This window comes from Streptomyces erythrochromogenes (assembly GCF_040684695.1).
Taxonomy (GTDB): domain Bacteria; phylum Actinomycetota; class Actinomycetes; order Streptomycetales; family Streptomycetaceae; genus Streptomyces; species Streptomyces erythrochromogenes_C.
Genome location: NZ_JBFBGM010000051.1, coordinates 1 through 20,952 on the forward strand (window position 1 = coordinate 1; position 20,952 = coordinate 20,952).

Sequence of the window (20,952 nt, forward strand, 5' to 3'; positions counted from 1 at the left end):
ACCCGGCTCCGCCGGGCACCGGGCTCCGCCCGGACCCGCGCCTCAAACGCCGGCGCGGCTGGACTTGGCCGGGCCACGGCCTTGAAGGGGCGTGCCGGGTGACGTGCCGGCGAGGCTACGGGCAGGTTTTGCGCCAGGCGTCGAGGTCGTAGCGCTTCTGGATCGAGCTGAGCCTCAGCGTCTTCGACCCTCTGCAAAAACTCGACGTCGACCGTTCGTACTCCGCGTGGAAGACCGCCTTGCCCGCTTCGATGAAGGGGGTCAGCCGCTCGCACTCGTCGTACTGCGCGCACTGCTCGTTGACCGCGAAGTCGAAGTCCCCGACGAGCTGCGGGATCTGGTCCAGGTCGTTCTTCAGGCCGACCGACATACCCCGGTCGTGGGCGAGCTTCGCGATCAGCCGGTTGTAGCGCAGCTGGTCGTCGGCGGTGAGCGGGAAGCCGGTGGTGTTCTTGTAGCCGTCCATGTTGTCCGGCTCGACCGCGTCGAAGCCCTTGTCCCGGCACATGTCGAACCGCTTGGCCATCAGCGGTTCCAGTTCCGCCGCCCGCCGGATGTCCAGCCAGCGCTCCCCCTCCCAGCCGTTGCCCTTGCCGAGGAGGTTCTGCGGGAACGCTTCTGCGTCCGGCCGGAAGTCCTCCCACGCCCCGGTGGAGACGTAGCAGATGGTCTTGCGGCCGGCCTTCTTCAGCGCGGCGACCTGTGCCTTGGTGGTGTCGAACCCGTCGACGTCGTACACGGGTGCCTTCACCGAGGTGTCGAGCTTTCCGGTGAGCTGCCACTGCCAGTCGGTGCCGGGCGGGGGCTGCCAGCGTTGTCCGGGGGCGAGCTCCGGCCAGCGGTGCGGTGCGTCGTCGCCCTCGTCGTCCGGTCCGGCCGTGCAGGCGGCGAGCAGCAGCAGGGGCAGGACCAGCAGGGGCCGAAGGAGCCGTAGTGGCCGCGAGGTCCTCATCCCGCCGCCTCCAGGGCGTACGGGAGGGTCCCCCACGGGTGCGGGCCGTTCCCCGGGACGGCGCAGTGCACGCCGGCGCCGCGTTCCGCGGCCAGTTCCCCGGCGAGCCGGGCGGCGAGTTCCCCCGGCGGGACCGCGTAGACGAGGTGGCAGAACCGCTGGGCGGGGTGGTCGGCCGTCCAGGGCGGCGGGGCGTCCGCGTCCCGGTAGGCGTCCCAGGGGCCCTCGAAGGTGACGAGCAGGTCGGCGAGTTCCGCGTAGCCGGGGTGCGGGTGGGCGCCGTGGTTGAGGACGAGGGTGTGGGCGCCCGCGGCCCTGGCGGCGACCGTGAGCCGCCCGTAGTGCGCGAGCAGTTCGGGGTCGGCGGAGGCCTGGTCGAGGAAGGCCCCGTCGGTGGCGTACCAGTCGCGGTGGCGCAGCAGGTCCTGCACCACCGCGGCGTGCGGGCGCCGCCCGTAGTCGGTGTCGACGTATCCGAGTACGGGCACGCCGGCTTCCCGGAGCCGTTCGGCGACGGCGGCGAACCGCTCGTCGCGGGCGGCGCCGGGGCCGTTCTCGGGGTTGAGCACCACCGAGTGGAGCCGGTCTGCGCAGCGGATCAGCCGCTCCCAGGCCTCGGGCCGGTCGTCGGGATGCTCGTAGAGGGGCACCAGCAGCATGGGGTCCTTCTTCTCGTGCGTCATCGGTGGGCGGTCGCGCGGCCGAGGAGCAGGCACACCAGGACGGCCAGCGCGGCCGCGGCCGTGCCCGCCACGGCCAGCTGGACGACCCGGGGCTGGCCCAGCCCGGTCAGCAGGGCCAGGCTCTGGGCGACGGCGGCCGAGGCGCAGACCACGGCCGCGGGCCGGACGGCCCCGAAGGACTGCAGGAGCAGCCCGCTCCACATCACCGCGCCGAGGAGCAGCAGGGTGGCGACGCGGACGCCGGTGAGTCCGGGGGCTCCGGGCCACAGCAGGGTTCCGGTCACGCCGAGGGCCAGCAGCACCGACAGGTAGGTGCCCAGGCAGCGGCTCAGGGTGGCGAGCATCCGGCGGCGGAACTGGCGGGGCGAGCGGGCCCCCTGGAGCCCGGAGAGGGTGCCGCTGCGGAAGCGGTGCAGCAGCCACTCGGCGGGACCCATGCTGAGGGTGAGGGCCACCGCGGACGGGGCGGCGACGGCCTCGGCGGGGCCTCCGGCGAGGACCTCGCCGAGGGCGGCGTAGAGCACGAGCAGGCCGGTGCCCAGGCCGAAGACGCCGAAGGGCACCGAGTCCCCGAGCCGGGGCCCGCGGGGTGTGTACTCCTCCTCGGCGCCGCGCAGCATCTGCCAGCGCACGGGGCCGACCCGGGCGGGCCGGCGGGCGGCGCGGCCCCGGATCCGGTGTGCGGCGGCCCGCAGCCCGTCGGCCAGCGGGAGTTCCCGTACGGCCAGGGTGCAGGCGGCCAGCAGGGACACCACGAGGAGGGTCACCCGGACCGGCACGGGCAGGTCGACGAAGAGCACGGCCAGGGCGCCGGCGGCCATCGGGGCGAGGGCGGCGAGGAGCACCCGCTCCCGGCCGAGGACCAGCAGGCAGGTGGCGGCTCCGACGTACAGGGCCTGTCCGGCGGCGAAGGCGTAGGAGAACGGCGGCCCGCCGGGCACGGCGAGCGCCGCGGCGGTGCCCAGCACGGCTCCGACGGGGGCGCCGACGAGCAGGGTGCGGCCGGCGGCCGCACGGTCGCCGAGGCCGAGCCAGGAGTAGGCGCGGTGGGACAGGGACTGGTCCCAGACCCAGCCGATGAGCGCCCCGGCGAGCAGGGTCAGCGTCCCCGCGGGCAGGCCGAGGCGGTCCGGCGGGCCTTCGAGGAGGGGCGCGCCCAGGAGGTAGGCCAGGCCGGGCAGGGCGAAGATGACGCCGCGCAGCAGGCAGGCGGTGAGGGAGACCTTCCAGGGGTCGGGGGCGGGCCCCGTCTCCGGGAAGGAGCGGGGCACGCGGGCGTAGAGCTCCTCGGCGAGGGCGAAGGAGTCGTGGCGGCCGTAGGTGAGCCGGATGTACTCGTCCGTCATACCGTCGGATTCGAGGACGGCCGCGATCTCGTCGGGGTGGACGGCTGAGGAGATGAACACGTCGAGGCGTTCGGCCAGTTCGTCCATCGGGTCGGCGGCGGGCCCGGCGTCCCCGGGGCGCTGCCGGGGGATCGCCGGGAGCGTCGCGGAGTCCGGGCCCTGGCCGGGGGGTTTGAGCCAGAGGGATCCGCTCACCAGACCCTGCCTTCTCCGGACTCGGCCTGGGGGCGTCCCATCGCCGCGAGTTCGCGGTACCAGGGGTCGGCGAGCCGCTGGGTCCAGGCGTCGCCCGCGTGGACGGGCAGGACGGGCTGGCCGGCGAGTTCCCGGTAGATGTGCCGGAAGCCGTCGACGGACTGGTGGAGGGTGAACTTCTCCACGACCCGCCGGCGGGACATCCGGCCGAGTTCGGCGCGGCGTTCGTCGTCGCGGAGCAGGGCGAGGGTGGCGCGGGCCATGGTCTCGGGTTCGCGGGGCGGGACGACGAGGCCGGTGTCCCCGACGGCCTCGCGGACCCCGCCGACGTCGGTGGAGACGGTGGTGCGGCCGCAGGACATGGCTTCGATGATGCTGAAGGGGAAGCCCTCGCTGATGGAGGAGAGCATCACGATGCTGCCGGCGGCGTAGGCGCGGGCCACCTTGTCGATGCGGCCCTCGTAGGTGATGCCGTCGGTGACGCCGAGTTCGGCGGCGAGCTTCTCCAGGCGCAGCTTGTAGTTCTCGCAGCCCGCCGGCACGGGGCCGAAGAGGCGCAGCCGCAGGGCGGGCATCTCCTCGCGCATGAAGGCGTAGGCCCGGATCAGGGTTTCGAGGTCCTTGATCGGGTCGATGCGGCCGCACCAGCTGAGGGTGGGCACGTCCGGTTCGGGGCCCGCCTCGGGGAAGGCGTGCGGGTCCACGCCGTTGTAGACGGTGCGGATCCGGGTCGAGTCGGCGCCGCCGCGTTCCTCCCAGCGGCGGTTGTACTGGTTGCACGGGGTGATCAGGTCGGCCTGGCGGTAGCCCTCGGTGTTGAGCTCGCGGTAGAAGCCGAGCATGAGCGCCTTGACGGGCCAGCGCTGCTCGGCGGTGCGGTAGCCGAGGTAGCGCTCGCGCAGGTAGATGCCGTGCTCGGTGAGGAGGAAGGGCACCCCGTCGAGGTGTTTGGCGGCGAGGGCCGGCAGGGTGGCGAGGCCGCTGCTGACGGCGTGGGCGACGCTGTCGGGCGGGATGCGGACGGAGAGCGGCCGCAGCGCGTGTTCCAGCAGGTCGGTCGCGGTGAGCGCGTCGTGGATGGTGGGCGCCGCTTCGGCGGTGGAGAGCCCGGGCCGGGTCCAGACGTTCATCAGCAGGCGCAGAACCGATTCTGAACGCAGGGCCGGGGCGAGTTTCCCGGCGCGGGCCAGGACGGCCAGTTCGCGCAGGGCCTCGGAGAAGGTGCGGTCGGCGGGGTCGGCCGACGGGTGGAGCATGGAGAGCAGGAAGCTCTCGTAGACCTGGGTGAAGCGGCGGTGGGCCCTGCCGCGCAGCGCCGAGCGGCGGCCGCGTCCGGGCGGCGGCCCCCAGAGCGGAACGGCGGTGTGCCGGTAGACGTTGCGGGGCAGTTCCCAGGTGACCGGCTCACGGCCGGAGCCGGTCAGGGCTATGACGTTGAAGTCGACCTCCGGCATGCCGCGGACCAGCTGGTCGCACCAGGTGCTGACGCCCCCGTGAACGTGTGGATAGGTGCCTTCGGTGAGCATGGTGACATGACGCCCATGGCTCATGCGGTGTGTCCCCCCAGGACGGAAAAGGGGCCGGCGCCCGTGGAACGCGGAGCGCCGGCAGTAGGTGGTACCGGTGGTGGCGTGCTTCGCCGGTGGGTCAGCTGGGCAGCTTGAGCGTGACGGCGCTCTGCAGCAGTTCGGGCCCGGTCCAGGCGGAGCGGTTTCCGGCGTAGGCGGTGCCGAAGTCCGAGGTGCCGAGCAGCATCTGCTTCTTGGTGCCGTTGGGGGCGGTGACCGGCGCGACGACTCCGGACGGCGCCTTGATGGTGACGTCGTTGCCGATGCGGTAGGCCGTGACCTTGCCCTCGGCGAGGGCCTTGTCCCAGGCCGCGCGGCGCTGGAGCTCGACGCCGGTGTCCTTCATGGACTGGTTGACGATCGGCGCGCTGGGCGCGTAGAGGGCGCGGTAGGTGTCGAGGACCTGGTTGAGCACCGGGTAGAGGGTGCGGTCCTCGGCGAGGTTGGACTGGTGGACGTAGTGCGGGCGCGGGTCGTTGGCGAGGACGTGCCGCAGGGCGGTGCGGGCCTCGGCCGGGACGATGTAGTTCAGGTAGCCGGTGTTGACGTCCAGCGGGGCCGCCAGGCAGGTGGAGGTCGCCGGGTTGTCCTCGCAGACGCCGCTGCCGCCGTGGGCGCGGCTGGTGTAGATCCAGTTGTACTCGTCGGCCATCTCGGCGTTGGTGCCCGTGTTGTAGTACACGTTCATCGGGTGCCGGGGGACCGTGAGGGTGGAACCGACCGCCCGCTGGGCGGGCTCGCGGGAGTTGTCGCTGCCGGCCCACTTGACCCCGTTGTCGGCGAGGGCGCCGGCCAGGTTGGGGTTGTCCACGGGCTGCTGCGGCGCGGTCTTGAGGCCGGAGTGCTCGCCGGTGACCAGTTCGGTCTTGTCGAGGGTGATGCCCTTGGAGGCGGCCCAGTTGTTGTTGTCGCGGATCTGGGCGGAGATGTCGGCGCGGCTCATGTACTGGATCGCGCCCTGGGCGTTCTTCGTGCAGGTCCACGGGGTCACCGCGGTGTTCTGCACGCAGCCGAGGAACGGGTGGGTGTAGGTGTGGTTCATCCACCGGTACTTGGCGCGGTCGGCGACGAGCTGGGCGGTCAGCGCGTCGACGCCGCCGTTCTCGGCCTTCCACTCCTCGCCGGCGCCGCCGTTGAAGAGCATGTCCAGCTTGAAGTTCTTGGACGTCTGCCACTGCGCCGCGTACACGGCGTCGGCGGCGCTCATCCGGATGGTGCTCTCCTTGCCCTCGCCGCCCGCGCAGGCGTAGTCGCCGGGCGTGCAGTTCAGCTCCTTGTTCCAGCGGGCGTCGGGGGCGAAGACGTCGTCGACGTGGACCGCGAAGTAGTTGCGGCTCTGGCCGAGGTGCACCCCTTGCGTCAGCCAGTCGACGATGCCGCGGGCGAGCAGCCGGAACTGCTGCTGGTACTGGTTGTAGCCGAAGGTGACGACCAGCTCGCTGCGTCCGTCGTGGGTGTACTCGCCGACCAGGGAGGCCCGGCCGGAGCCGACGGGCGCGTCGACGTAGCTGGTGTAGCCGGGGCGCGGCTTGCCCATGTACCCGTAGCTCTCGGGGACGAGGGCGGAGTTGTCCTCGAAGGTGACCTGCCCGCCGAGGTAGGCGAAGGGCCCGGCCTTGCCGGCGGTGGTGACGGCGGCCTGGGTGCCGTCGAGCTGGCCGGCGAAGCCGCCGTTGTCGGTGTATTCCAGCCCGACGCCCGGGTGGGCCCAGGTGTAGGCGTCGACCTGGCGGACCCCGTACGTCGTCTCGTACGCGGTGAGCGCGGCCATCTCGGCGGAGCCCTCGCCGAAGGGGTTCTCGTTGGGCAGGACCACGCCCTGGTACTTGGCGCGCGGCCGGCCGTCGACGGTGTCGCTGAGGAACGCCGCGTTGATGACCGGGCGGCCCGCGCTGCCCAGCTGGACGCGGGTGTACGGCACTCCGGTGTCCCGGAGCTCCGCGGTGATCGCCTCCACCGAGCTGCCGCCGTCGTCGACGACGAGCACCTTGAGGTCGATCCGCGGTGGTGTCGCGGCCGCCTGGGCGGTCGCGGCGGGTACTGCCACGGACACCAGGGCGGCCGCGGCCATGACGGCGGCCAGCCTGTTCATCCGGTTCTTGTTGACCATTTCGGCCTTTCCCCCCGCAGGCATCCCTCGGACACGGCCCTTGGCGGTCGGCCGGGCCGGGGAGGCACTGTGGAAATCATGCAAAGGAACCCCGCGTCCCCTTGCGAGAGTGGACCGAGTCTTTCGGACCTCGTCAGGTCTACGAGGCAAACCTGGAGCAGAGTCCACGGATGGGTGAACCTGACGGCTGCTTGATCGAACAACTTGCCAAACCTTCGAGTGGCGTACGGGCGAGCCCGTGCGCGTAGGCTCCTTTCAGGCGGCCGTCGGGCCCCGAATACGATCGCTACGGACGGCCGTCCACCCACTCGGCCCACACACACAAACGGAAGCGAGACTTCACCACCGTGACTGCTCTGACTCTCAGCACTGCCGGCGCGGCGACGCTGCGCGCCGACGCCCTCGTCGTCGGTGTCGCCAAGGGCCCGAAGGGCGCGATCGTCGCCGCGGGCGCCGAGGCCGTGGACAAGGCGTTCGACGGCAAGCTCGCCGGTGTCCTCGACGCACTCGGCGCCTCGGGTGCCGAAGGCGAGGTCACCAAGCTGCCGGCCCCGGCAGGCCTCAAGGTCCCGGTCGTGCTGGCGGTGGGGCTCGGCTCCGTCCCGGAGAAGGACGAGTCGTTCGACGAGGAGGTGCTGCGCCGCGCCGCCGGCGCCGCCGCCCGCGCGCTGCACGGCAGCAAGAAGGCCGGCTTCGCCCTCCCGCTGGAGGACGCCTCCGCCGTCACCGCCGTCGCCGAGGGCGCGCTGCTGGGCGCGTACGCCTTCACCGCCTACCAGGGCGGCGAGAACAAGGTCCGCAAGGAGGCCAAGGGCGCCGCCCCGAAGGCCCCGCTCGCCGAGGTGGCCCTGCTCGGCGCCAAGCCGCGCGACAAGGAGCACAAGGCCGCCGTAGAGCGCGCCGCGGTCGTCGCGACCGAGGTCAACGTCGCCCGCGACCTCGTGAACACCCCGCCGAACGACCTGACCCCCGAGGCCTTCGCCGCGGTCGCCTCCGCGGCCGCGAAGGAGAACGGCGTCAAGGTCCAGGTGCTGGACGAGAAGGCCCTGGTCAAGGGCGGCTACGGCGGCATCATGGGCGTCGGCAAGGGCTCCGAGAACCCGCCGCGCCTGGTGAAGCTCACCTACACGCACCCCAAGGCGGAGAAGACCCTGGCCTTCGTCGGCAAGGGCATCACCTACGACTCGGGCGGCATCTCCCTGAAGCCGGCCGGCCACAACGAGACGATGAAGTGCGACATGGCCGGCGCCGCCGCCGTCTTCGCCTCCGTCGTCGCGGCCGCGAAGCTGGGCCTGAAGGTCAACGTCACCGGCTGGCTCGCGCTCGCCGAGAACATGCCGTCCGGTTCCGCCACCAAGCCCGGTGACGTCCTGCGCATGTACAGCGGCAAGACCGTCGAGGTCCTCAACACCGACGCCGAGGGCCGCCTGGTCCTCGGTGACGCGCTGACCAAGGCCTCCGAGGACAACCCGGACGCGATCGTCGACGTCGCCACCCTGACCGGCGCGATGGTGCTGGCCCTCGGCGACCGCACCTTCGGGATCATGGCGAACGACGACGCCTTCCGCACCTCGATCCACGAGATCGCGGAGGAGGTCGGCGAGTCCTCGTGGCCGATGCCGCTCCCCGCCGAGCTGCGCAAGACCATGGACTCCCCCACCGCCGACATCGCGAACATGGGTGTCCGCATGGGCGGCGGCCTGGTCGCCGGCCTCTTCCTGCAGGAGTTCGTCGGCGAGGGCATCACCTGGGCCCACCTCGACATCGCCGGCCCCGCCTTCCACGAGGGCGCGCCGCACGGCTACACCCCCAAGGGCGGCACCGGCTCGGCCGTGCGCACCCTGGTGCGGCTGGCCGAGCGCACGGCCACGGGCGACCTGGGCTGACGCACCCGGTGTGACGCGTACCGCACCCCGGGGCCCGGTCGGGTCCCGGGGTGTGTTCTGCCGACAACGAAATCCGTAGGTTTCTACGCAGCGGTAACCCCGGCTTGGGAGAGAACGCCCTCTCACAACGTGGGCCCGGCGTCCCGCGTTCCCCCGACAAATGCGAAGATGGGTTCTCGGCAGGACAGGGCCCCCACCACAGGGCCGAAGAAACAGCGGCCGATTACCAGCCGCCGCCCGGTCACAGAGGACCGGTGCCCGGCGCACATGCATGGAGGACGTGACGTGGCGAACGACGCCAGCACCGTTTTCGACCTAGTGATCCTCGGCGGTGGCAGTGGCGGTTACGCCGCGGCTCTCCGCGCATCCCAGCTGGGTCTCGACGTTGCGCTGATCGAGAAGAACAAGCTCGGCGGCACCTGCCTGCACAACGGCTGCATCCCCACGAAGGCTCTGCTGCACGCGGGTGAGATCGCGGACCAGGCGCGCGAAGCCGCCCAGTTCGGCGTGAAGGCCACCTTCGAGGGCATCGACGTCGCGGGTGTGCAGAAGTACAAGGACGAGGTCATCTCGGGCCTGTACAAGGGCCTGCAGGGCCTGGTCGCCTCCCGCAAGGTGACGTACATCGAGGGTGAGGGCCGCCTCTCCTCGCCGACCTCCGTCGACGTGAACGGCCAGCGCATCCAGGGCCGCCACATCCTGCTGGCGACCGGCTCCGTGCCGAAGTCCCTGCCGGGCCTGGACATCGACGGCAACCGCATCCTCTCCTCGGACCACGCGCTGGTCCTGGACCGCGTGCCCGAGTCCGCGATCATCCTGGGCGGCGGCGTCATCGGCGTCGAGTTCGCCTCGGCGTGGAAGTCCTTCGGTTCCGACGTCACCGTCATCGAGGGCCTCAAGCACCTCGTGCCGGTCGAGGACGAGAACAGCTCGAAGCTGCTGGAGCGCGCCTTCCGCAAGCGCGGCATCAAGTTCAACCTGGGCACCTTCTTCGACAAGGCCGAGTACACGGAGAACGGCGTCCGCGTGACGCTGGCCGACGGCAAGACCTTCGAGGCCGAGGTGCTGCTGGTCGCCATCGGCCGCGGCCCGGTCTCCCAGGGCCTGGGCTACGAGGAGCAGGGCGTCGCGATGGACCGCGGCTACGTCCTGGTCGACGAGTACATGCAGACCAACGTGCCGACCATCTCGGCCGTCGGTGACCTCGTCCCGACCCTCCAGCTCGCGCACGTCGGCTTCGCCGAGGGCATCCTGGTCGCGGAGCGTCTGGCCGGCCTCAAGGCCGTCCCGATCGACTACGACGGTGTCCCGCGCGTCACCTACTGCCACCCCGAGGTCGCTTCCGTCGGCATCACCGAGGCCAAGGCCAAGGAGATCTACGGCGCGGACAAGGTCGTGGCCCTGAAGTACAACCTGGCGGGCAACGGCAAGAGCAAGATCCTGAAGACCGCGGGCGAGATCAAGCTCGTCCAGGTCAAGGACGGTGCCGTGGTCGGCGTCCACATGGTCGGTGACCGGATGGGCGAGCAGGTCGGCGAGGCCCAGCTGATCTACAACTGGGAGGCCCTGCCGGCCGAGGTCGCGCAGCTCATCCACGCGCACCCGACCCAGAACGAGGCGCTCGGCGAGGCCCACCTGGCCCTGGCCGGCAAGCCGCTTCACTCCCACGACTAGTTCGTCCCGGGCGCGACGACCACTTCCGCACTTTCGTAAGGAGCAACAGAAACCATGTCGGTTTCCGTAACCCTTCCGGCGCTCGGCGAGAGCGTCACTGAGGGCACTGTCACCCGCTGGCTGAAGGCCGAGGGCGAGCGCGTCGAGGCCGACGAGCCGCTGCTCGAGGTCTCGACCGACAAGGTCGACACCGAGATCCCGTCGCCCGTCGCCGGCATCCTGGCCTCCATCAAGGTCGCCGAGGACGAGACCGTCGAGGTCGGCGCCGAGCTGGCCGTCATCGACGACGGTTCCGGCGCCCCGGCCGCCGCCGCGGCTCCGGCCGCCGAGCCGGCCGCCGCCGAGGCCCCCGCGGCCGCTCCGGCCCCCGTCGCCGAGGCCCCCGCGGCCCCGGCTCCAGTCGCCGAGGCGCCCGCCGCCGCCCCTGCCGCTTCCGGCACGGACGTCGTGCTCCCCGCCCTGGGCGAGTCCGTCACCGAGGGCACCGTCACCCGCTGGCTGAAGGCCGTCGGCGAGTCGGTCGAGGCCGACGAGCCGCTGCTGGAGGTCTCGACGGACAAGGTCGACACCGAGATCCCCGCGCCGGTCTCCGGCACGCTGCTGGAGATCGTGGTCGGCGAGGACGAGACCGCCGAGGTCGGCGCCCGTCTGGCCGTCATCGGCGTCGCCGGTGCCGCCCCGGCCGCTCCGGCTCCGGCCGCCGCCCCGGCTCCGGTCGAGGCCGCTCCGGCTCCGGCTGCCGCCCCGGCTCCCGTCGCCGCCCCGGCGCCGGTCCAGCCCGCCCCGGCCGCTGCCGCTCCGGCTCCGGTCCAGCCCGCCGCCCCCGTGGCCGCTCCGGCTCCGGTGACCCCGGCTCCGGCCGCTGCCCCGGCCGCTCCCGCCGCCCCGGCCTCCGCCGGTGACGAGGGCGCATACGTGACCCCGCTGGTGCGCAAGCTCGCCTCGGAGTCCGGCGTGGACCTGTCCTCGGTCTCGGGCACCGGTGTCGGTGGCCGTATCCGCAAGCAGGACGTCCTGGCCGCCGCCGAGGCCGCCAAGGCCGCCGCTGCCGCCCCGGCTCCTGCCGCCGCCCCGGCCGCCGCGAAGGCTCCGGCCGCCGCGGTCTCCGAGCTGCGCGGTCAGACGGTCAAGATGACCCGCATGCGCAAGGTCATCGGCGACAACATGATGAAGGCCCTGCACTCGCAGGCGCAGCTCAGCTCCGTGGTCGAGGTGGACATCACCAAGATCATGAAGCTGCGCGAGAAGGCCAAGGCCGGCTTCCTCGCCCGCGAGGGCGTCAAGCTGTCCCCGATGCCGTTCTTCGTCAAGGCCGCTGCCCAGGCGCTGAAGGCCCACGCGGTCGTCAACGCCCGGATCAACGAGGACGAGGGCACCATCACCTACTTCGACTCGGAGAACATCGGCATCGCCGTGGACTCCGAGAAGGGCCTGATGACCCCGGTCATCAAGGGTGCGGGCGACCTCAACCTGGCGGGCATCTCCAAGGCGACCGCCGACCTGGCCGCCAAGGTCCGCGGCAACAAGATCACGCCGGACGAGCTGTCGGGCGCGACCTTCACCATCAGCAACACCGGCTCGCGCGGTGCGCTGTTCGACACGGTCATCGTGCCCCCGAACCAGGTCGCCATCCTGGGCATCGGTGCCACGGTGAAGCGCCCGGTGGTCATCGAGACCGCCGAGGGCACCAACATCGGCATCCGCGACATGACGTACCTGACCCTGTCCTACGACCACCGCCTGGTGGACGGCGCGGACGCGGCCCGGTACCTCACCGCGGTCAAGGCGATCCTCGAGGCCGGCGAGTTCGAGGTCGAGCTCGGCCTCTGAGCCGAACGGCTTGTAACCAGCCTCACTGTCGGCGCCCCCGTCCGGGATACTCCCGGGCGGGGGCGCCGCCGTATTGTCTACGCATCAGGCCCCGCACGACCCTGCTCACCCACCAGGAGATGAAGCCCCGATGATCACCCCACCCGTCGTGCACTCGCTGCGCGAGCAGATCCGCGAGCACATCGTGGAGGGGATCGTCAGCGGGCGCTGGAAGCCCGGTGAGCGGATCGTGGAGCGGCGCATCGCCGTGGAGCTGGAGGTCAGCCAGACCCCCGTACGGGAGGCCCTGCGCGAGCTGGAGACGCTGCGGCTGATCGAGTCCGCGCCGAACAAGGGCGTGCGGGTGCGCAACCTCTCCGCCGCCGACCTGGAGGAGATCTACCCGGTCCGGGCGGGCCTGGAGCAGATCGCCGCCGAGCTGGCCGCCCCGCGGCTGGCGACGGACTGTTCGGCGCTGGAGCCGCACGTGGCGGCGCTGTGGGAGGCCGACCGGGCCGAGGACGGGACCGCGCAGGTGCGGCACACCGTCGGGTTCCACCGGGAGATGGTGCGGGCCGCCGGGAACAGCGTGCTGCTGCACACCTGGGAGAGCCTGGGCATCGAGGTGTTCACGGCCCTGTCCATCCGCTGGCTGGGGACCGTGCAGAAGTCCTACGCGGAGGAGCACGAGGCGCTCGTCGAGGCCTTCCGCAGTCGGGATCCGGACATCGGTGTGCTGGTGAAGCGGCACGTCCTGGGGTGCGCACCCCGAGCCTGAGCGACCGTTTCGCCACGCTTTTACCGGCACCGCGTGCCCGTTTCCCTGGCACGCGGTGCCGACTTTCGTCAGATCGACGTTTCTTTGTCACTTTTATTTGATCGATCATCGATCAGGGATTTACAGTCGTCGCGGACCTCAACCAGGTCCACCGACCCTGTCCTGCCCGTCAGGGATTTTCTTCACCACCTCTCCTTTGTCCGGAAGGCGGCGCACAGCGATGTCCGACCCCGTAGGAAAGCTTCCGAGCGAGCTCGACCAGCTCCCGGACCGCGACACCGAGGAGACCGCCGAATGGGCGGCCTCCCTCGACGCCGTCGCACAGGCCGCCGGTACGCGCCGCGCCGAATACCTGCTCCGCCGCACGCTCCAGCACGCCGAGGCCGCCGGCCTCGCCCTGCCGAAGCTGCTGGAGACGGACTACGTCAACACCATCCCCACCTCCGCGGAGCCCGAGTTCCCGGGTGACGAGGCGATGGAAGCCAGGATCACCGCCTGGAACCGCTGGAACGCGGCCGCCATGGTGACCCGCGGCTCCAAGTACGGCGTCGGCGGCCACATCGCCACCTTCGCCTCCGCCGCGTGGCTGTACGAGACCGGCTTCCAGCACTTCTTCCGCGGGAAGGAGGCCGACGGATCGGGCGACCAGCTCTACATCCAGGGCCACGCCTCCCCCGGCATCTACGCCCGCGCCTTCCTCGACGGCCGGATCTCCGAGCAGCAGCTCGACAACTTCCGCCAGGAGTCCGGCGGCAACGGCCTGCCGTCCTACCCTCACCCGCGGCGCCTGCCGTGGCTGTGGGAGTTCCCCACGGTCTCCATGGGCCTCGGCCCGCTCTCCGCGATCTACCAGGCGCGCTTCAACCGCTACCTGCAGAACCGGAACATCAAGGACACCGCGAACTCGCACGTCTGGGCCTTCCTCGGCGACGGCGAGATGGACGAGCCCGAGTCGACCGCCGCCCTGGCCCTGGCCTCCCGCGAGCAGCTCGACAACCTGACCTTCGTCATCAACTGCAACCTGCAGCGCCTCGACGGTCCGGTCCGCGCCAACTTCCGCGTGGTCCAGGAGCTGGAGGCCCAGTTCCGCGGCGCCGGCTGGAACGTCATCAAGACCCTGTGGGGCTCCGCCTGGGACGAGCTGTTCCAGCTCGACACCACGGGCGCCCTGGTACGCCGCCTGCGCGAGGTACCGGACGCGCAGTTCCAGACGTACGCGACCCGCGACGTGGCCTACATCCGCCAGCACTTCTTCGGCGCCAACGCCGAGCTCGTCGCCCTCGGCGGCCTGCTCTCCGACGCGAAGATCGCCGAGTGCTTCCACACCTCGCGCGGCGGCCACGAGCCCCGCAAGGTGTACGCCGCGTACAAGGCCGCCCTGGAGCACAAGGGCGCGCCGACGGTCATCCTGGCGCAGACCGTCAAGGGCTACACGCTGGGTGCCGGGTTCGAGTCGAAGAACGCGAACCACCAGATGAAGAAGCTCACGATCGACGAGTTCAAGAGCATGCGCGACAAGCTCGACCTCCCGATCCCGGACAGCGCCTTCGAGGGCGGCCAGGTCCCGTACGGCCACCCCGGTGCGAACAGCCCCGAGGTGCGGTACCTCAACGAGCGCCGCGCGGCCCTCGGCGGCCCGGCCCCGGCCCGCAAGGTCAAGCAGGTGGCCCTGCCCGCTCCGGCCGACCGCTCCTTCGCCCCGCTGCTCAAGGGTTCCGGCAAGCAGGAGATGGCCACCACCATGGCCTTCGTCCGCCTCGTCAAGGACCTGATGCGGGACAAGGAGACCGGCAAGCGCTGGGTGCCGATCGTCCCGGACGAGGCCCGTACCTTCGGTATGGAGTCCCTCTTCCCGTCGGCCGGCATCTACTCGCCGCTGGGTCAGACGTACGAGCCGGTCGACCGCGACCAGCTGATGTACTACAAGGAGGCCAAGGACGGCCAGATCCTCAACGAGGGGATCACCGAGGCCGGCGCCATGGCCGACTTCATCGCCGCCTGCACGTCGTACGCGACGCACGGCGAGCCGATGATCCCCTTCTACATCTTCTACTCGATGTTCGGCTGGCAGCGCACCGCCGACCAGATGTGGCAGCTCGCCGACCAGCTCGGCAAGGGCTTCATCGTCGGCGCCACCGCGGGCCGCACCACCCTGACCGGTGAGGGCCTCCAGCACGCGGACGGCCACTCGCACCTGATCGCGTCCACGAACCCGGCGTCGCTCAACTACGACCCGGCCTTCGCGTACGAGATCGCGGTGATCGTCAAGGACGGTCTGCGCCGGATGTACGGCGAGACGCCGGAAGACGTCTTCTACTACCTCACGGTCTACAACGAGCCGAAGGTCCAGCCGGCGATGCCGGAGGGCGTGGAAGAGGGCATCCTCAAGGGCCTCTACCGCTTCAACCAGGCCTCCGACCTGGAGAACGCGCCGGCCGCCGACGCCGCGAAGATCCAGCTGATGGCCTCGGGCACCGCGATCCACTGGATCCTGGAGGCGCAGGCGCTGCTCGCCGCCGACTGGAACGTGGCCGCCGACGTCTGGTCCGCCACCTCGTGGGGCGAGCTGCGCCGCGACGCGCTGGAGTGCGACGAGGCGCTGCTGCGCGGCGAGGTGCGCACCCCGTACGTCACCCGCGCGCTGGAGGGTGCGGCCGGCCCGGTCCTCGCCGTGTCCGACTGGATGCGCCAGGTCCCGGACCAGATCAGCCAGTGGGTGGAGCAGGACTACACCTCGCTGGGCACGGACGGCTTCGGCCTGTCCGACACCCGCGAGGGCGCCCGCCGCCACTTCGGTGTCGACGCCCAGTCGATCGTGGTGGCCGCGCTGGCCCAGCTCGCCCGCCGCGGCGAGGTTCCGGCCTCCGCCGTCAAGGAGGCCCGCGAGCGCTACGGCCTCTGAGCCGTGTGATTCCGGACGAGTAGGGCCGGTGCCCGCCCCCCAGGGGGTGGGCACCGGCCTTTCGCCGTATGAGCGGTGGCGGCGCGGGGGCGCAACCGTGATGCTGGAGCCGTGATGGACGAGACGGAGTTCTGGGAGATCGTCGACCGTACCCGCGAGGCCGCCGAGGGCGACCCCGAGGAGCATGCCGAGCTGCTCGTGGAGCGGCTGGCACAGCTCGATCCGGACTCCGTCCTGGACTTCGCCCGGCACTTCGAGTCCCGGTACAACCGGGCGTACACGTGGGACCTGTGGGGAGCCGCCTGGGTGCTGCTCGACGGGGCGAGCGACGACGCCTTCGACTACTTCCGGTGCTGGCTGATCGGCCAGGGCCGGGAGGTCTTCGAGGGCGGGGTGCACGACCCGGACCATCTGGCGGAGTTGCTGGGCGACTTCGACGAGGAGATCGACGGGGACGGCGAGGAGCTCGGGTACGCGGCCGACGAGGCGTACGAGCAGCTGACCGGGGCGGTGGCCCCGGACCTGGGCGTCCCGCTGCAGGCGGCGGAGCCGGAGGGCGCCCCGCTGGACTTCGAGAACGAAGCCGTGCTCGCGGAGCGCTTCCCCCGGCTCTGGGACCGGTTCAGGGGCTGACGAACCGGTTCAGCAGTGCGTGCCGCCGTCGATGCGGATCTCGGTGCCGGTGATGAAGGCGCCGTCCTCGGAGCCGAGCATGGCGACGACGCCCGCGACGGTCTCGGGGCCGGCGAAGCCCTGGCCGAGGGCCGGGGCGAGCTTGGTGAAGAGGGACCAGTCGGTGTCCTCGGGCAGGCCGGGGCCGTTGCCGGTGGTCATACCGCTCTCGATGGAGCCGGGCGCGACGCTGACGAAGCGCAGGCCCTGCTTGCTGTACTCGGCGGCCAGTGCGTGGGTCATGGACTGGATGCCGCCCTTGCTGGCCGCGTAGGCGGACATGTAGGGGTGGGCGAAGGACGCCGAGGTGGAGCTGAAGTTCACGACGACCGGCCGGTCCCCGGCCAGCAGGGCCGGCAGGGACTCGCGGATCATCAGGAAGGTGCCGGTCAGGTTGACCCCGATGACCTGGTTCCACAGGTCGAGCGTGGTCCGGTGGGTGTGCGCGGAGCGCAGGATGCCCGCCGCGTTGACGAGCACGTCGATGCCGCCGAGGGCAGCGGTCGCGGCGGCGACGCCTTCCCTGACCGCGTTCTCGTCGGATATGTCGAGGAGTGCGGTGGTGAGCCGGTCCCCGTGGCCCGCCGCGGCGGCCTGTTCGGCGGTGGCCTTCAGGCCGGCCTCGCTGACGTCCACCGTGTGGACCCGGCCGCCCTCTGCGAGGAGGCGGTGGACGGTGGCGCGGCCGATGCCGGAGCCGCCGCCGGTGATGAGGACGCGACGTCCTTCGTAACGGTTCATGGCGTGAGCGTACCGAAGGAGTGGCACGTTTTGTCATGCTGACAGGAATTGTCTTCATTGAGGTGGGCGGACGGTAGGCTGCACCCCGTGAGATCCCCTCGTCCGTACGCCCCCCAGGCCGGCCCCGGCGCGCAGTCGCTGACCGAGCGCCGCAAGGCCGCCACCCAGCTCGACATCGCCCGTGCCGCCTGCGAGCTGTTCGCCGAGCACGGCCCCGACGGCACCACCGCCGAGGACATCGCCCACCGTGCGGGCGTGGCGCTGCGCACCTTCTACCGCTACTTCCGCAACAAGCAGGAGGCCGTGGCCCCGCTGCTGGCGGGCGGCGGTGACGCCTGGCGCGCCCTGCTCGCGGAGGAGGACCCGGGCACTCCCCTCGCCGAGGCCCTGGAGCGTGCCGTCACCCGCTCACTGAGCGGCCCCCAGGCGGTGGAGGAGGGCCTGGAGGTGACCCGCGGCCTGCTGCGCGCGGCGGCGGACGACGAGGCCCTGCGCGCGGTCTGGTACCGCGTGAACCAGGACTCCGAGGAGCGCCTGGTCCCGGTGATCGGCAGGCTGGCGGGGGCGGACGCCGACCTGCGGGCGGTGCGGCTGCTGGCCGCCGCGGCCACGGACTCGATCCGGGTGGCCCTGGAGCTGTGGTCGCAGACGGACGCCCCGGTCTCGGGTCCCGGCTCCCCCGCCGAGCTCGCGGTCCTGTGCCTGCGCGACCTCACCGGCGCGATGCCCCTGCTGCGCTGAGCCAGCGCCGCAGGGGCATCGCCCCGGTCCCTTGCCCCACGGCTCTCCGTGGTCGGATCGGCCTCAGCGGCCACCACCCCAGCCGCCACCGCCGCCGCCGTTGCCCCCACCGCCGCCGTTGCCGCCGCCACCGCCCCAGTCACCGTTGCCGCCACCGCCGCCGCCGTTGCCGCCGCCCCAGTCACCGTTGCCGCCACGACCATTGCCCCAGTCACCGTTGCCACCGCGACCGTTGCCCCAGTCGCCGTTGCCGCCACGACCGTTGCCCCAGTCGTTCCAGTTGCCGTTGCCGCCGCGGCCGGAGTTGTTCCAGTTCGCGTCGTCGTGCCAGTTGTTGTGGCGCCGGTCGGAGTCGCGCCAGTTGCTGTCGCGCCAGTAGCCGCGGTCGCCGCCGACGCCCGCGTTGTCCCAGCACCAGCTGGGCCGGTCACGCCAGTCGCGGTTGCAGCAGTAGTCCCACCGGGCGTCCGAGCGGTTCGAGGGGTACCGGTAGCAGTCGTAGCCGCCGTTCCCACCGCCACTGCCGGCGACGACCGAGGCCGAAGCGCTGGCTACGGGCAGCAGACCGATGGCGATTCCCGCGGCTCCGGCCATCGTTGCCGCAACGATCCTACGGCGCATTCTCATGCACCTCCGAACATGTCTCGCTTACGAGGCCTTTAGGTCATTTCCACCCTTACTCCACCCGGTCGACCTGTCAAAGCGGAAAGGCCCCCCGCCTCGCTCCGTGGAGCGTGGCGGGGGGCCTCTCATCAGGCGTTTTTAGAGGTCGAAGTACAGCTCGAACTCGTGCGGGTGCGGGCGCTGCGCGATCGGGGCGATCTCGTGCGTGCGCTTGTAGTCGATCCAGGTCTCGATGAGGTCGGGGGTGAAGACACCGCCGGCCAGGAGGTACTCGTGGTCCTCCTCCAGGGCCTTGAGGACGTCCTCGAGGCTGGTCGGGACCTGCGGGACGCTCGCGTGCTCGTCCGGGGAGAGCTCGTAGAGGTCCTTGTCGATCGGCTCCATCGGCTCGATCTTGTTCTTGATGCCGTCGAGGCCCGCGAGGAGCAGGGCCGAGAAGGCCAGGTACGGGTTCGAGGACGGGTCCGGCGCGCGGAACTCGACGCGCTTGGCCTTCGGGTTCGAGCCCGTGATCGGGATGCGCATGGCGGCGGAGCGGTTGCGCTGCGAGTACACCATGTTGACCGGCGCCTCGAAGCCCGGCACCAGGCGGTGGTAGGAGTTCACCGTCGGGTTGGTGAAGGCGAGCAGCGACGGGGCGTGCTTGAGGATGCCGCCGATGTAGTAGCGGGCGGTGTCCGACAGGCCCGCGTAGCCGGCCTCGTCGTAGAACAGCGGGTCGCCGTTCGCCCACAGCGACTGGTGGACGTGCATGCCCGAGCCGTTGTCGCCGAAGATCGGCTTCGGCATGAAGGTCGCGGTCTTGCCGTTCTTCCACGCGACGTTCTTCACGATGTACTTGAAGAGCATCAGGTCGTCGGCCGCGGCCAGCAGCGTGTTGAACTTGTAGTTGATCTCGGCCTGGCCGCCGGTGCCGACCTCGTGGTGCTGGCGCTCGACCTGGAGGCCCTGGGCGTCCAGCTCCAGGGAGATCTCGGCGCGCAGGTCCGCGAAGTGGTCGACCGGGGCCACCGGGAAGTAGCCGCCCTTGTAGCGGACCTTGTAGCCGCGGTTGTTCTCCTCGGAGCCGGTGTTCCAGGCGCCGGCCTCGGAGTCGATGTGGTAGAAGCCCTCGTTCGCGGTGGTCGCGAAGCGCACGCTGTCGAAGATGTAGAACTCGGCCTCGGGCCCGAAGAACGCGGTGTCGGCGATGCCGGTGGAGGCGAGGTACGCCTCGGCCTTCTTCGCGATGTTGCGCGGGTCGCGGCTGTAGGCCTCACCCGTGATCGGGTCGTGGATGAAGAAGTTGATGTTCAGCGTCTTGTCGCGACGGAAGGGGTCCAGGCGCGCGGTGGTGATGTCGGCGCGCAGGGCCATGTCGGACTCGTGGATCGCCTGGAAGCCGCGGATCGAGGATCCGTCGAAGGCGAGCTCCTCCGCCGGGTCGAATGCCCGCGCCGGGATCGTGAAGTGCTGCATCACACCAGGCAGGTCGCAGAAGCGGACGTCGACGAACTTGACGTCGTTCTCCTCGATGTACTGCTTGACTTCGTCGGCGTTCTGGAACATCCAACTCCTCCTACTCCCGACCCCGGGGGAGGGACGGGCTTTATAGCTCGTGGTGCGTCAGTGCGGTGCCGCACGCTGACCCGACCATAAGCAGACGGGATTTCCCAAGCATGACCCATTTGTTTCGCACAAGTTAACCAGGGTCCGGCCGGAGTGCCGTGAGGCGCCACCGGTACCGTGGTCGGGTGGACAACAGACAGGCAATCGGATCCTGGCTCTCCGGCCCCAAGGCGGCCGCCGAGGAGATGGGCGTCGACTTCGGCTATCCGGGCCAGCGGCTCGGTCTGCCGCAGGAGGGGCCCGGCTCGGTGGCGCGCTTCGGGCGCCGGATCGCAGCCGTGGCCCTCGACTGGATCGGCTGCCAGCTCATCGCGTACGGGCTGATCACCGGCGGGAACGTGGGCGCCGCGGGCAACTGGACCCTCGGGCTCTTCGTGGCCCTGACCGTCCTGACGGTCGGCACCGTGGGCTTCACACCCGGCAAGCGGGTGCTGGGCCTCCGCGTGATCGCCGAGGACGGCGGCCGACTCGGCATCGTCCGCGTCGTCGTGCGCACCCTGCTGCTGGCCCTGGTGATCCCGGCGCTGATCTGGGACCGCGACGGCCGCGGCCTCCACGACCGCCTCGCGCGCGCCGTCCAGGTCCGCATCTAGGACCTCGCACCAGACGCACTCGCACCAGACGCAGGGGCGCCCCCCGAGCCGGCCGGCTCGGCTCCCGGTG

Annotated in this window: 16 protein-coding genes; 8 read left to right on the forward strand and 8 right to left on the reverse strand. The window is 71.2% G+C overall.

Annotation, left to right across the window (positions count from 1 at the left end; genetic code table 11):
• Positions 1–115 precede the first annotated feature (115 nt).
• The 5 genes from AB0O53_RS37695 to AB0O53_RS37715 form a co-directional block, all read right to left on the reverse strand.
• A complete protein-coding gene (locus AB0O53_RS37695) occupies positions 116–952 on the reverse strand; it encodes an endo alpha-1,4 polygalactosaminidase (RefSeq protein ID WP_365201694.1) in 837 nt (278 codons plus the stop codon).
• Entirely contained in the window at positions 949–1,635 is a 687-nt protein-coding gene (locus AB0O53_RS37700; protein ID WP_351002110.1) for a spherulation-specific family 4 protein, read from the reverse strand. Before AB0O53_RS37700 ends, AB0O53_RS37695 begins: the two co-directional genes overlap by 4 nt.
• Entirely contained in the window at positions 1,632–3,176 is a 1,545-nt protein-coding gene (locus tag AB0O53_RS37705; RefSeq protein WP_351002111.1) for a hypothetical protein, read from the reverse strand. The genes AB0O53_RS37700 and AB0O53_RS37705 overlap by 4 nt, the downstream gene beginning before the upstream one ends.
• Positions 3,173–4,726: a GT4 family glycosyltransferase PelF gene (pelF, locus tag AB0O53_RS37710; RefSeq protein WP_351002113.1), complete on the reverse strand. Its 1,554-nt coding sequence runs from the start codon at positions 4,724–4,726 to the stop codon at positions 3,173–3,175. The genes AB0O53_RS37705 and pelF overlap by 4 nt, the downstream gene beginning before the upstream one ends.
• A gap of 97 nt (positions 4,727–4,823) precedes the next feature.
• Positions 4,824–6,854 carry a hypothetical protein gene (locus tag AB0O53_RS37715; RefSeq protein ID WP_365201698.1) on the reverse strand — a complete coding sequence of 677 codons (2,031 nt, stop codon included), beginning with the start codon at positions 6,852–6,854 and terminating at the stop codon, positions 4,824–4,826.
• Positions 6,855–7,201: 347 nt separating this feature from the next.
• Here AB0O53_RS37715 and AB0O53_RS37720 point away from each other — a divergent pair, with 347 nt between their 5' ends.
• From AB0O53_RS37720 to AB0O53_RS37745, 6 genes are all read left to right on the forward strand, one after another.
• Entirely contained in the window at positions 7,202–8,740 is a 1,539-nt protein-coding gene (locus AB0O53_RS37720; RefSeq protein ID WP_351002117.1) for a leucyl aminopeptidase, read from the forward strand.
• 285 nt (positions 8,741–9,025) lie between these two features.
• Positions 9,026–10,414 carry a dihydrolipoyl dehydrogenase gene (gene lpdA / locus AB0O53_RS37725; RefSeq protein WP_359129523.1) on the forward strand — a complete coding sequence of 463 codons (1,389 nt, stop codon included), beginning with the start codon at positions 9,026–9,028 and terminating at the stop codon, positions 10,412–10,414.
• Between the two features lie 54 nt (positions 10,415–10,468).
• A complete protein-coding gene (sucB, locus tag AB0O53_RS37730) occupies positions 10,469–12,244 on the forward strand; it encodes a 2-oxoglutarate dehydrogenase, E2 component, dihydrolipoamide succinyltransferase (protein ID WP_351002121.1) in 1,776 nt (591 codons plus the stop codon).
• 133 nt (positions 12,245–12,377) lie between these two features.
• Positions 12,378–13,001 (forward strand): GntR family transcriptional regulator, encoded by a 624-nt coding sequence (locus tag AB0O53_RS37735; protein WP_359129534.1) that lies wholly within the window; start codon positions 12,378–12,380, stop codon positions 12,999–13,001.
• Between the two features lie 220 nt (positions 13,002–13,221).
• Positions 13,222–15,903: a pyruvate dehydrogenase (acetyl-transferring), homodimeric type gene (gene aceE / locus AB0O53_RS37740; RefSeq protein WP_351002123.1), complete on the forward strand. Its 2,682-nt coding sequence runs from the start codon at positions 13,222–13,224 to the stop codon at positions 15,901–15,903.
• Between the two features lie 114 nt (positions 15,904–16,017).
• A complete protein-coding gene (locus tag AB0O53_RS37745; protein ID WP_351002125.1) occupies positions 16,018–16,536 on the forward strand; it encodes a DUF4240 domain-containing protein in 519 nt (172 codons plus the stop codon).
• 9 nt (positions 16,537–16,545) lie between these two features.
• Here AB0O53_RS37745 and AB0O53_RS37750 read toward each other — a convergent pair whose 3' ends face one another.
• Positions 16,546–17,316, reverse strand: a complete 771-nt coding sequence (locus AB0O53_RS37750; RefSeq protein WP_365201702.1) for an SDR family NAD(P)-dependent oxidoreductase — start codon at positions 17,314–17,316, stop codon at positions 16,546–16,548.
• Between the two features lie 87 nt (positions 17,317–17,403).
• Between AB0O53_RS37750 and AB0O53_RS37755 the strand changes: the two genes are divergently transcribed.
• Positions 17,404–18,057: a TetR/AcrR family transcriptional regulator gene (locus AB0O53_RS37755; protein ID WP_351002128.1), complete on the forward strand. Its 654-nt coding sequence runs from the start codon at positions 17,404–17,406 to the stop codon at positions 18,055–18,057.
• Between the two features lie 63 nt (positions 18,058–18,120).
• Here AB0O53_RS37755 and AB0O53_RS37760 read toward each other — a convergent pair whose 3' ends face one another.
• A complete protein-coding gene (locus tag AB0O53_RS37760; protein WP_365201706.1) occupies positions 18,121–18,678 on the reverse strand; it encodes a hypothetical protein in 558 nt (185 codons plus the stop codon).
• A 141-nt stretch (positions 18,679–18,819) separates the two neighbouring features.
• Positions 18,820–20,229, reverse strand: a complete 1,410-nt coding sequence (gene glnA / locus AB0O53_RS37765) for a type I glutamate--ammonia ligase (RefSeq protein ID WP_136230573.1) — start codon at positions 20,227–20,229, stop codon at positions 18,820–18,822.
• 185 nt (positions 20,230–20,414) lie between these two features.
• Here glnA and AB0O53_RS37770 point away from each other — a divergent pair, with 185 nt between their 5' ends.
• The gene (locus tag AB0O53_RS37770; protein WP_351002134.1) at positions 20,415–20,882 is read left to right on the forward strand and encodes an RDD family protein; all 468 of its coding nucleotides are present in this window, start codon (positions 20,415–20,417) and stop codon (positions 20,880–20,882) included.
• Positions 20,883–20,952: the final 70 nt, after the last annotated feature.